Origin of the sequence: Spirosoma sp. (assembly GCF_026391055.1) — a bacterium.
GTDB lineage: Bacteria > Bacteroidota > Bacteroidia > Cytophagales > Spirosomataceae > Spirosoma.
Genome location: NZ_JAPLET010000026.1, coordinates 413,361 through 425,444 on the forward strand (window position 1 = coordinate 413,361; position 12,084 = coordinate 425,444).

At 51.3% G+C, this 12,084-nt stretch carries 11 protein-coding genes; all 11 read left to right on the forward strand.

All coding sequences use genetic code 11. The annotated features are described in order from the left end of the window. Positions 1–2: 2 nt before the first annotated feature. Positions 3–3,839 carry a hydantoinase B/oxoprolinase family protein gene (locus NT073_RS25185; RefSeq protein WP_297379185.1) on the forward strand — a complete coding sequence of 1,279 codons (3,837 nt, stop codon included), beginning with the start codon at positions 3–5 and terminating at the stop codon, positions 3,837–3,839. A 65-nt stretch (positions 3,840–3,904) separates the two neighbouring features. Continuing rightward, positions 3,905–4,315 (forward strand): lysozyme inhibitor LprI family protein, encoded by a 411-nt coding sequence (locus NT073_RS25190; protein ID WP_297379187.1) that lies wholly within the window; start codon positions 3,905–3,907, stop codon positions 4,313–4,315. A 137-nt stretch (positions 4,316–4,452) separates the two neighbouring features. Further along, positions 4,453–5,574 carry a hypothetical protein gene (locus NT073_RS25195; RefSeq protein ID WP_297379189.1) on the forward strand — a complete coding sequence of 374 codons (1,122 nt, stop codon included), beginning with the start codon at positions 4,453–4,455 and terminating at the stop codon, positions 5,572–5,574. Between the two features lie 44 nt (positions 5,575–5,618). Further along, the gene (locus NT073_RS25200) at positions 5,619–6,557 is read left to right on the forward strand and encodes a sugar phosphate isomerase/epimerase (protein WP_297379191.1); all 939 of its coding nucleotides are present in this window, start codon (positions 5,619–5,621) and stop codon (positions 6,555–6,557) included. Between the two features lie 81 nt (positions 6,558–6,638). Then, a complete protein-coding gene (locus tag NT073_RS25205) occupies positions 6,639–7,112 on the forward strand; it encodes a DNA starvation/stationary phase protection protein (RefSeq protein ID WP_012925349.1) in 474 nt (157 codons plus the stop codon). Positions 7,113–7,190: 78 nt separating this feature from the next. Beyond that, positions 7,191–8,393: an Nramp family divalent metal transporter gene (locus NT073_RS25210; RefSeq protein ID WP_297379194.1), complete on the forward strand. Its 1,203-nt coding sequence runs from the start codon at positions 7,191–7,193 to the stop codon at positions 8,391–8,393. Between the two features lie 129 nt (positions 8,394–8,522). Then, positions 8,523–9,218: a response regulator transcription factor gene (locus tag NT073_RS25215; RefSeq protein ID WP_297379196.1), complete on the forward strand. Its 696-nt coding sequence runs from the start codon at positions 8,523–8,525 to the stop codon at positions 9,216–9,218. Positions 9,219–9,236: 18 nt separating this feature from the next. After that, on the forward strand, positions 9,237–10,604 hold the full coding sequence (locus NT073_RS25220) for a HAMP domain-containing sensor histidine kinase (protein ID WP_297379198.1): 1,368 nt from the start codon (positions 9,237–9,239) through the stop codon (positions 10,602–10,604). Positions 10,605–10,754: 150 nt separating this feature from the next. Then, complete coding sequence (locus tag NT073_RS25225; RefSeq protein WP_297379199.1) at positions 10,755–11,075, forward strand: hypothetical protein; 321 nt, start codon at positions 10,755–10,757, stop codon at positions 11,073–11,075. Between the two features lie 36 nt (positions 11,076–11,111). Further along, complete coding sequence (locus NT073_RS25230; RefSeq protein WP_297379201.1) at positions 11,112–11,411, forward strand: hypothetical protein; 300 nt, start codon at positions 11,112–11,114, stop codon at positions 11,409–11,411. 83 nt (positions 11,412–11,494) lie between these two features. Continuing rightward, positions 11,495–11,890, forward strand: coding sequence for a TerB family tellurite resistance protein (locus tag NT073_RS25235; RefSeq protein ID WP_297379203.1), 396 nt, complete (start codon positions 11,495–11,497; stop codon positions 11,888–11,890). Positions 11,891–12,084: the final 194 nt, after the last annotated feature.

Here is a 12,084-nt window from a genome sequence, read left to right on the forward strand (position 1 = left end):
CCATGTACCAAATCTGGATTGATACCGGAGGCACCTTTACGGATGGCCTTGCCCTGGACGAAAAAGGAACCCTTTACCGCGCCAAAGTACTAAGCAGCAGTCGGCTACGGGGTCAACTTATAAACAGCAACGTGGTAGCTCCCTGGCTAACCGCTTCCATTTTTGATGGCTACCAACTCCGTATCAGCGAAACTGGCGAAGTCTATACGGTCACATCACTAAAAACCGATGGAACCTTAACGCTCGACCGCCCATTCGAGAATGGCGACCAGCCGCTGACCATTGAGTTATTTACGGGTGAAGAAGCGCCCGTTTTAGCGGCACGTCTGCTAACCCGGACGCCCATTAACAACCCATTTCCACCGCTGGAAATGCGGTTAGGAACCACCAAAGGCACCAACGCTCTCCTCGAACGGAAAGGTGGCCGCGTGGCCCTGCTCGTTACAAAAGGCTTTAAAGACCTGTTGAAAATTGGTACCCAGCAACGGCCTAACCTTTTCCAACTGGCCATTCCACCCGCCGACGTTCTGTATGATTCCGTATTCGAACTGGAAGAACGCATCACGGCCGATGGTCAGATTTTAACCGCTTTATCGGAACTAACCATCGCCCAGTTACTGAACAACCTCAACCAGGTCAAACCCGATTCCATAGCGGTATCTCTCCTCAACGCCTACCGAAACCCGATTCATGAACAACAAATACTGGACGCGCTTCACCGTGCCGGTTACCCTTATATAACGCTTTCGACCAGCGTTTCGACCACCCCACAGTATGTGTCAAGAACCCAAACCGCCGTGGTCGACGCTTACCTGACACCCGTGATGCGGTCGTATCTGGACAATGTACAACAGCAATTGGGCGGTGAGTCGGTTCGTATTATGACTAGCGCAGGTGGACTGGTTCGGGCCGATTTGTTTCAACCTAAAGATAGTTTATTGAGTGGTCCGGCGGGGGGCGTTATTGGAGCGAGCGAGGTTTGGGCCAAGCTCAGGCTTGGCCCAAGCAATTTCAGCGATAGGCCAAGTCTGAGTTTGGCCCAAACAGGTGCCCTCACCCTCGACATGGGCGGCACCAGCACCGATGTTGCGCGGATTCAGGGCGGTCTTGATTATCGTTATTCAACAAAAATTGGCCCGTTTGATTTACAGTTACCCTCGCTGGCGATTGAAACGGTTGCCGCCGGGGGCGGGTCCATTTGCTGGTTCGATGGTACGCAGTTGCGTGTTGGTCCACAAAGTGCCGGGGCAAATCCGGGGCCAGCCTGTTACGGCGTCAAAAACCCTGCGGGCGATGCGCCTTTGTTGACGATTACCGACGTCAATCTATTGCTGGGTAAACTCCATCCGAAACAATTTGGTATTCCTGTTTTTCCTGCCAACGCACAAGTTGCACTGGACGCGATTATCCGACAAATTGACGCAGCAGGCTCAGTGATGTCGCCAATGAGCGTACTACGAGGCTTTGAGCACATTGCCAATGAAACGATGGCCGGGGCTATTCGAAAAATTTCGGTGGCGCGTGGGTTCGATCCTAAAAACTATTCATTACTGGTTTTTGGCGGGGCGGGTGGTTTACACGGTTGCGCCATTGCCCGGCTGTTAGGCATGGAACAGCTCATTCTTCCGTTTGATGGTGGTCTGCTGAGTGCCTATGGCATCGGTCAGGCAGAAATTGAACGTATGGCGGCTCAATCCGTCCTCAAACCCTTAACAACCATTGAGCCTGATCTTGATGAGCTGTACCAGAACCTGATCGTAACCGCAACCGATCTGCTTCGGCAGGATGTTGGCCCGGCTACGGCAGTCGAAATAAAATCAGCCTCTGTGTTTCTGCGTCTTGTGGGCCAGGAAGCTACCGTAGAAATACCGTTCAGTAACCAGTTAGCCAGCGATTTTGAACAGAAATACCAGCATCTTTTCGGACACTTCCCAACCGATGCTACCGGAAAGGCGAGGTCCATTGAGGTAGAAAGTCTGCGGGTGCTGGTCAGTACCGTTCGTGATGAATTACCCATAAACGGTTCTCCGGTAACGCATCACCACGCCGTACCGGCCTTTGGCACAGAAACGTACCCGGCTTACGACTGGACACAGTTGCAGGAAGGCGACACCTTTCGCGGTCCGGCTTTGCTGCTTAACACAACCTCTTCGTCCTTTATCGAACCCGGCTGGCGGTTGGTCGTTCAGGCAGATAAGAATGCCCTGGTCGACTACATCGCCGACATAGAAGAACCGGGCGAATCCGAAGCGAATGAGGTCATTCAGCTTGAGCTATTCACCCAGCGTTTCCGCGCCATTGCTGAAGAAATGGGAGCACAGTTGCAGCGAACAGCCTTTTCTGTCAATGTTAAAGAGCGGCTGGATTTCTCCTGCGCCCTGCTCAATGCCAACGCCGAATTAGTTGCCAATGCGCCCCATATCCCGGTTCATCTGGGTAGTTTGGGCGTTTGTGCCCGATTGGTCTTGGCGAAATTATCCCTTGAACCGGGCGATGTGGCCATTACGAATCATCCCAAATACGGCGGCTCCCATCTACCCGATGTTACGCTGATCAGTGGCGTCTTTAGCAATGAACAGTCGGGCACTCCCCCGCAATTGATCGGCTACGTCATTAACCGCGCGCACCATGCCGAAATTGGCGGTAAAGTGCCGGGCTCCATGCCGCCCGATGCCACGTCTTTGATTGAGGAAGGTGTGGTACTGGAACCGATGTATGTGGTGAAAGCGGGCGATTTTTTATGGCAAGGACACAACGGGGCAACCGGACTATCCACCCATTTTACCGACGCCCCCTACCCAACCCGTGCCCTAGCCGAAAATCAGGCGGATATCGAAGCCGCATTGGCCTCACTAAAAACGGGCGAAACAGCGCTCCAATCGCTTGTTCGACATTGTGGATTCGCGACGGTACAGCATTACATGAACCGCTTGCAGCAATCGGCCACGGACGCCATTCTAAACGTACTTCAGCCACTCGACGGGCAGACGTTTACGGCTGAAGAGTCCCTCGACGACGGTTATACAATCTGCGTACAGATCAGCATTGCCAGCGGCCGGATAACGTTCGACTTTTTGGGAACCTCGGGCGTTCATCCGAATAACCTCAATGCCAACATATCCATACTGTACAGCGCGGTGCTGTATGTACTGCGGCTCTGGTGCGATAAAGACATTCCGCTAAACGAAGGGTTAATGGCACCGGTCGACCTGATTTTACCGGACTCTTCCTTTCTAAACCCAATTTTCCCCGACACGCCCGCCGACTGCCCGGCTGTCGTTGGCGGCAACACCGAAGTAAGCCAGAGGCTGGTCGACACGCTGCTTAAAGCGCTGGGATTAGCGGCCTGTAGCCAGGGAACGATGAACAATTTTCTGTTCGGGAAGTCGGCAGAAGCCCCAAATCCATTTGGGTATTACGAAACAATTGGCGGGGGGGCGGGGGCCACGATTGGTGCCGATGGCCGGTCGGCGGTGCATCAGCACATGACCAATACCAAACTCACCGATCCAGAAGAACTGGAGCGCCGTTACCCCGTCCGACTGCATACCTTCAGCATTCGCACTGGCTCGGGCGGCAACGGCCAATGGCGCGGGGGTGACGGTATTATCCGCGAAATTGAGTTTCTGGAACCCGTGCAGGCCACGCTCCTCAGCCAGCACCGGGGGGTGAAACCCTATGGACTCGACGGCGGTGACGCGGGCGCAACGGGTCAGCAAACATTGATTCATGCTGACGGTCGCACGGAACGTTTGCCCGGTATCTTCACCCGAGCCATGCAGGCGGGTGAGCGCATTCGTATCAAAACGCCGGGGGGCGGGGGCGCGGGAACAGCTTAAGTTTCACGAACGCTGACCCATTCTTTTCCAACACCTGACGCTCCCATGTTTATTTATACACGACTATGCACATTGACATTTTCAAACTCTTCGCGCTGATTCTCTTGCTATTTGTTTCGACAGCTTCGTTTGGCCAAACCCAGGCGTCTATGAACAACGAGCAGCTACAAACCTTTCAACAGGCCGACAAAGCCCTGAATAGTGTTTATCAAAAGATTTTGAAGCAGTACCGCACCGATCCTGAATTCATTAAAAACCTCAAAACAGCGCAACGAATCTGGGTTCAGTTTCGGGATGCTGAGGCTAATATGAAATACCCGGCTCGCCCGGCTGGTTATTATGGTAGCGCCCAACCCATGTGCGAAGCCGCCTACCGCACAGAACTCACTCAGCAACGAACCCGAACCCTCACCCTCTGGCTAACAGGCATTGAAGAAGGCGATGTGTGCGCCGGTTCGGTAAAAGTGAAGGATTAAGAAGCTGCTTTAGCGTAATTTATGGAATCTTCTAGCTAATTCATCTGACTGATCGTAGGCCCTGAAAGGGGTTGATTTGGGAAACCCTAAAGCCGTTTCCATCCATAGGATTTACTCAACGCAAGAACCAACGACTTATGAAAACTGTCTTTTCAACCCTTTTCTCTCTGTTTTTACTCTTCGGAAACATAGGGACTGTTCGTAGTCAGCAAGTCGATAAACAAGTTGGCTACAAAGATTTTTCGCTAACTGGCAAGAGCATCCTGTTACTCACTAAATCCAGTCACCTTGAACTGTTCAATACACTCACAACCAGACAGGCATTAACACTGGAAACAGATGCTCCTGTTGTTGCTGCGACCATCGATCACGAAGGCACTATCGTTATCGGCGACACTACTCATCTTATCCAGCGTTACGATTCCCGGCAAAAAACATGGCATGTTCTGTTCAGCTACACAGGCAAGTTGACCAGTATTGTCTTCAACAGCCAGAACCAGGGTTTTCTGGTTACGGATAAGGGAATCGTTGATGCACAAACCCGCACGACATACTTCCCCGACAGTTCATTTTATACCAATAGTCAAATTCGGTACAAACGAGGCTGGTTTTACCCACCGGTCAGCTTTTTAGATCATCAAGATAACCTGTGGCTGGGCTTTGATCATGGCGAATGGGGCGGAGATGTATTTGCTTTCGATACGCACAAGCGGGCCTTCCGCAGACTAAAAACAGAGCAGCTTGGAATGACCATGAGCCCGGTAAACGGCTTTTGCGATGATCAGCAACAGGTGTATATGTCGGGCGGTGTCAGCCACATGTTTTTGACACATGGCTCCATTAGTCGGTTCACGAACGATGTAGCAACGCCCGTTTTGCAATCCAAAGATAAAGAAACTCCAGTGGACGTTGTTATGGAAGATCCACGTACAGGAAAGGAAGGGAAAAAGCAGTTAATTACCTGGAAAGGCGGGCACCGTATTGGCCCGATGGCCTATAATCCGGTCAATAAGTGTCTTTATTTTTATTCACAGTTTGGCATTTTCAAAGGCTCACCTACGGCTGATCTGTCAGACATAAAACAATGGCAAAATGTTCTGAAGCTAAACCTGAGGTGGACGGCGAACAGTCCGTATGCAGCCGGTCCTGCCATGAATGTCCTGAAAATGAAATTTACTTCCAACGGCACACTGCTTTTCCTGACCGAACACAACGGGCTGGGTGTCTATGACGGCAAAAACTTACGCTTCATACAGTAAATCAGGCCCGTATCTGCATTTACAAACGTATCTTCTTGCGCCTTATGTCCGCTACACGACGCCGTTTCCTTTCCACCGCCACAGTTCTGGCCGGGGCTACCCTGCTTCCCGACAGCCAACCGGTTCAGGCGAAACCACTAGTAAAGTCGTTTCCCATTGCCTGTAACTCCTATACCTGGCAGACCTTTTACGCACGGCAGGGAAAGACCTGGATGGCCGACCCCGACGCGTCGCTAGCAGAATTCGCGCAGTCTGGCATAACGGCTTACGAGCCAGCAGTTAATTCGGCAACAGACGTAACGAAACTACTCCCCTTTCTGACAAAACATAAGCTGGCGATGCACTCGCTTTACGTGAACAGCACGCTCCACGAGGCCCACGAAGCGCAGAAATCCATCGATTCCGTCCTGGAAATTGCGGATGCCGCCCGGCCCGCCGGAACGTCGATCTTCGTTACTAATCCCAGTCCCATCAAATGGGGAACGAACGACGATAAAACCGACGCTAACTTAATAGAGCAAGCCCGCAACCTCGACCGGCTCGGTGCCGAACTCCGCAAACGTGGCATTACGCTGGCCTACCACACCCACGCCCCCGAGCACCGGCAGGCCGCCCGCGAGTTTCATCACATGCTGCTGGCCACCGACCCAAAAAATGTGTCCCTTTGCCTGGATGCGCACTGGGTGTACCGGGGATCGGGGGATTCGCAGGTAGCCTTATTCGACGTGGTCAAACTGTACGGCAAGCGGGTCGTTGAAGTTCACATCCGGCAGTCAAAGAACGGCATCTGGCAGGAAACTTTTGGGGAGGGTGATATTAATTACAAACGGCTGGCAACTGAATTGAAAGCCAATAACATTCGCCCGAATCTGGTACTGGAACAATGTCTGGAGAAAGAGTCGCCCGATACGATGAACGTAGTGGATGCACATAAGCAGGATCTGGCCAAGGTAAAAACCTTGTTTGCCGGATTGATAGGATAGCAAAACAAAGCGGACGCTTGTGGGTTAATTACTGTACGAAGCGCTGTGCTTCTGACAACCTTACAAACTCACGTTACGATCATGCAACCCAATATTGGCCTTGAAAAAGATGTCCTCAAACAGGACAACATACTCCTGAACGATTTCCTGTCCGACCTTCATGTGGTGTACATCAAAACCCGCAAATACCACTGGAATGTAGCAGGACCGAATTTTATGGAGTACCATAAATTCTTCGAGAAACAGTACAAAGCCATTGAAGCTGAAATTGATGAAGTGGCCGAACGGATTCGGCAGTTAGGTGGCACCCCGCTGGCTACCATGGCCGAATTTATCCATAATACAAGCCTCAAAGAAGATTCGGGTAAGCCGAAAGACACGGCAGATATGTTCCGGAATCTACTCTCGGATCATGAGCAAATTGTTCGTGAACTGCGCGAAGATGTAGACAAGTGCGACGAAGAACTGAAAGACGCCGGTACGGCCGATTTCCTGACCGGCCTGATGGAAGCTCACGAAGCAATGGCCTGGATGCTACGTAAATACCTTTCGTAGAATGAATGGTGAATGATGGATGATGAATTGTACGAAGTTTTTTCTACATTCATCGTTCATCATTCACCATTTTTAAAAGTGCCTAAAGCTCTATCTTTTCGCTCCGGTCTTGGGAGCGTATTATTCTGGTCAGTCATTTCGGCCGCGTTTATTGGTCCCGGTACCGTAACAACCTGCTCAATGGCGGGGTCGCGCTTCGGTCTCGATTTGCTCTGGACTCTTACATTCTCTACCATTGGCACCATCGTTTTGCAGGAAGCAGCCGCGCGGGTTACCATCGCTTCGGGGCTGACTCTGGGAGAGTTACTGACCAAAATATATGGGTTACGGGTTCGATGGCTACTCGTCATTCTGTTTTGTGCTGTTGCCGTAGGCTGCGCTGCCTATCAGGCGGGTAACATTCTCGGGGCCGTCTCTGGTTTATCGCTGCTTACCGCCGATCATGTAACGTTCCTCAACCCCCAGTTAGTAACCGTGTTACTGGGTCTTGTCTGTATAGGTTTGCTCTGGCAGGGATCTACCCGGCTCATTGCCAACTTTCTGGGGTTAGTCGTTTTCATTATGGGTGTTGCTTTTGCCTACGTAGCGGCCAACGCATCGCCCACTCCTTCCGAACTCACAACCGCTCTTTTCGTTCCCTCACTCCCGGCCAACGCCACCGTGTTGGCCATTGGCCTGATTGGTACCACCATCGTACCCTATAACCTATTTCTTGGCTCGGGCATCGGACAAACGCAGTCGTTGTTAGAAATGCGTTGGGGTATTGGTATTGCTGTGCTTATTGGCGGGTTTATTTCAATGGCCATTCTTGTATCGGGCACGCTGGTAACGGGCGATTTTTCATTTCAGAACGTTTCTCATACCCTTTCCGGCCGCCTGGGCAATTGGGCAGGAGCCTTGTTTGCTTTCGGGCTTTTCGCAGCCGGTTTTACATCGGCCCTGACTGCCCCGCTGGCCGCTGCGATAACTGCGAAAAGCCTGCTTGGCTGGTCCGAAAATTCTCCGGCTTATAAAGCGGTATGGCTTACAGTTATGGCGGTAGGCCTGACATTCGGGTTGTTAGGTATCAAACCCATACCTGTTATTGTGCTCGCACAAGCTGCAAATGGGCTGTTGCTTCCGGTAGTAACGGTATTTTTATTCATTGCCATTAACAAAAAAACCATTATCCCGGAAGCGTATCGGAATCGGATGTGGCAAAACGCCCTAATGCTTATTATTGTTAGTGTTACGGCTTTTCTTGGCCTCAGAAATGTGTGGCAGGCACTGATGAGCAATTAGTTTTGATCATGTTTTAGTCGAGTTGAACGTAAAGCTATCAATATAATCCTCTCACTTACACGCTTTCGGTCTTTGTGTTCTAACTTGTGCCCATCCGACCGAATAACACCTAAATCGGGACGGTAACGTATGGTAAATACAGCTAAGCCCCACTTGTTGGTCGTTGAAGACGAAACCAAAGTAGCCCTTTTCATAAAAAAAGGACTTGAAACGCAGTCTCTCACCGTCACGGTTGCAGCTGATGGTCGTGAAGGCAAACGCCTGATTGGTTCGGAACGCTTTGATTTGGTGATTCTGGACGTTAACCTCCCTTTTGTGAGCGGTCTTGAATTGGCCGAATACATCCGTGCCAAAAATGCACAACTGCCTATTCTGATGCTCACGGCTCTCGACTCAACCACCGACAAACTCATGGGCTTCGAAGCTGGAGCGGACGACTACCTGGCCAAGCCATTCGATTTTCTGGAACTGGTCGCTCGTGTTCGGGCCCTCCTGCGCCGGTCGGCCCCGCCCGAAGAAAGCCAGCCCATACTGCGGCTGGCCGATCTGGAACTGGACAGGCAGCAAAAAGTAGCCCGGCGAGCCGGGCGCACCATCGACCTGACCGCCCGGGAGTTTGCCCTACTGGACTATCTGCTGCGCAATCAGGGACGGGTTGTGTCGCGGGTCGATATTGCCGAACAGGTCTGGGATGTAGGCTTCGATACCGGCACCAATGTTATTGATGTATACGTGAATTACCTCCGGAACAAAATTGACAAAGGCGAACCGGTGAAGCTGATTCATACCGTAGTTGGTTTCGGCTATGTGTTAAAGGAAAAATAACGCCCTGCCGCCCATCTCATGACCCTCCGCAATCGACTGACGAGCCTGTTCACCGCCATTGTATCCGGCCTTTTGCTGCTGTTTTGCGGCATTATTTACCTCGTGGCTGAACGCCACCGGCAGGATGAATTTCGCGAGCGGCTGGAAGCCGAAGCCATTACTTCAGCCGAACTTCTATTCGGCCCCGACACCACCGGGCGGCAGTTATATAAGCTTCTGGATAAGAACCATATGACGGTGCTGGATGAAGAAGAGATCATCATCTACGACTACCGAAACCGGATCGTCTATGAAAGTGGAACCGATTACCTGACGGTCTCCAAAAGTCAGCTCAACCAGGTGCGGCTGGCTGGTCATTTATATTGGCGTGTTGGCTTACGTGAAATCATAGGTATACGGTACACGCAGCATAATAACCGACTGGTTGTCCTAGCCTCGGGGGTCGACAAATATGGCTTTAGTAAACAGCGTGCATTGGCCCTGTTGCTGTCGATTGGTTGGGGACTCGCCGTACTGATTGTTTTTGGCAGCGGGCTTGTGTACGCAGGTCGGGCATTACGGCCTATCCGGCGTATAATCCGGCAGATCGACACGATCACAGCCTCCAAACTGGAAAGGCGGCTGGCCGAAAGCACCGATGCCGATGAACTCACTCAACTGGCTCAACGCTTTAACCGTATGCTCGACCGTCTTGAAGAGGCCTTCCGCCAGCAACGTACCTTCGTCTCTCATGCATCGCACGAGTTACGGACTCCATTAACCGCCATTACGGGGCAGCTTGAAGTAGCTTTGCTGGCCGGAGATGACCTGGACGAACTACGGGCTACGGTTCGGTCGGTACTGGAAGACGTAAGGGACCTTAACCGTCTGACCAACGGCTTGCTGAGTCTGGCTAACGTCAGCGTGGATGAATCGGCAGTAGCCGTTGGGACCGTCTCCCTGGACGAACTGGTCTGGCAAGTGCGGGCCGACTTACTCCGGCTTCGACCCGACTATACAGTAGCGGTCACATTCGGGGAGTTACCTAACCAGCAAACAGCCCTGCTGGTAACGGGCAGCGAATCGTTGCTACGCACGGCGCTGTTTAACCTGATGGAAAATGGTGGCAAGTTCTCCCCCGATCATCGCGTGAGCGTCCGGCTGACTGTTGAATCGGACACGATTGCGCTGATATTTCACAACCAGGGCCCGCCCATTCCGGCCGAGGAATTACCCGAAATTTTTAAACCCTTCCAACGGGGCACCAACGGTCGGACAGTAGCCGGTCACGGTATTGGCTTATCACTTACGCAACGGATTGTCCAACTGCACCGGGGTCGATTGACGGTTACCTCCAATGCAGTTCAGGGTACCTTCTTCCGGCTTGACCTCCCCCGATCTGCCTAAAAGCAGTTTCTTCACTCCAATTCTAATCTGTTTCTAATGACAGGCTAATTCGGCTCTAAAGCCGGGGTGGCAACTTTGTGTCTATCAAGCAGGAGTCAGCCAGATGTTAGGCTGGACAGCTGCCGAGACCAACGTTTATCCCGAATCGTTATGAACCCGTATATCCTCGACTATTCAGATTCTAATGATCTGGGCCGTCAACCCGATCACAACGATCCACGGCGAAAGCGCATGTACCGCACGCTTAAACGGGTACTTATTCTGTCAAATGGGTTGTTGTACTGTGTTGCTTTAGCCTACCTCATTCGACAGCATACGGAGCTAAACCAAATTCGCATGCATTACCATGATCAGGTAATTCAATATGATTCATTGCTGGCCGCCAAACTGGAAACAGAGCAGCAGGTAGCCGCTTTACATCGCCAGCTAGTACTGGCCAGGCGCGCTGGTTTACCCACTGGTTATCCCTGAATCGATTTATATAAACATTATCCGTTCGTTTCACCCATGACTATAACAGATACGCCCGTTCTGCCGGTATACCAGTATTTCATCAATGAGTTTCCCAAGTGGACAGTCGTTTTAGAGGATCGGCGCCAAACGAACGATCAGTCCATCGAGATTACCCTAACGCGCCCGGGGTGCCATAATTTCGACTGCGACGATCTCCGTTTTTCTAATTTACTGATTCGAAATCGTCTGATGATCTCAGCTATCAGCACCTATGTTTCGGCAGATAAAGGCAAAACAGCTATCGACATCCGGCTTATTCATATACCGATTTGCCTGATTTTGCCAACCATTTGATTGCAGTTACTTTAAGGCCTGGAGGCTCTGGCAAGAGACCTTGGTCTACCCACTAACACGCACAAATTAACCTACTTACTACCATGAATACCAACGGAGAAGTGAATACCCTTGATCAATCCACTGCTGAACCAGCCGATCTGTATATGGGTCTTGGTAGCGTAGCGTATGCACTGGCCAAAGTCGATGGCCGGATTCAGCTAGCCGAGATGCAAACTGTAAAAGAGTTACTGGCCAGTGTCCCCCACGGTGACCTGGCCTTGTACGCCTTCTTTCTGCGAGAAAACTGTGGTGAAACCGTTGAAGAGGCTTATGCTTTCGGGATGAGACGATTCAGCAACAACCGAAAAGGTCTCACAGAATCGCTTAAAAAGCAGTTCATCAATATCTTGATACAGATTGCTCAGGCGCACGACGACACCTCCCGCAAGGAGCAGGAGTTAATTAAACGATTCCGGCGTGACCTCCGACGACTTTAATTGGAAGCACTCAACGTATACACGCTGCCAACAAGCCGACTATCCTGCAAAACCTGTTTAACATCCCGGTATTTTCCTTAGGCTAAATCCGCTCGGGTTCGACGGCGGCTCAACCCACTTATTAGTCTGTTTACTAGATAAATTGCCATTATTTAACCATTGGAATCCAATGGCTAAATAATGGCAATTTGCTT

Coding starts and splice junctions, on each gene's coding strand:
- NT073_RS25205 (WP_012925349.1), top strand. CDS start 6,639: ATGCAACCCAATATTGGCCTTGAAAAAGATGTCCTCAAACAGGACAAC.
- NT073_RS25220 (WP_297379198.1), top strand. CDS start 9,237: ATGACCCTCCGCAATCGACTGACGAGCCTGTTCACCGCCATTGTATCC.
- NT073_RS25200 (WP_297379191.1), top strand. CDS start 5,619: ATGTCCGCTACACGACGCCGTTTCCTTTCCACCGCCACAGTTCTGGCC.
- NT073_RS25225 (WP_297379199.1), top strand. CDS start 10,755: ATGAACCCGTATATCCTCGACTATTCAGATTCTAATGATCTGGGCCGT.
- NT073_RS25195 (WP_297379189.1), top strand. CDS start 4,453: ATGAAAACTGTCTTTTCAACCCTTTTCTCTCTGTTTTTACTCTTCGGA.
- NT073_RS25235 (WP_297379203.1), top strand. CDS start 11,495: ATGAATACCAACGGAGAAGTGAATACCCTTGATCAATCCACTGCTGAA.
- NT073_RS25215 (WP_297379196.1), top strand. CDS start 8,523: ATGGTAAATACAGCTAAGCCCCACTTGTTGGTCGTTGAAGACGAAACC.
- NT073_RS25230 (WP_297379201.1), top strand. CDS start 11,112: ATGACTATAACAGATACGCCCGTTCTGCCGGTATACCAGTATTTCATC.
- NT073_RS25185 (WP_297379185.1), top strand. CDS start 3: ATGTACCAAATCTGGATTGATACCGGAGGCACCTTTACGGATGGCCTT.
- NT073_RS25190 (WP_297379187.1), top strand. CDS start 3,905: ATGCACATTGACATTTTCAAACTCTTCGCGCTGATTCTCTTGCTATTT.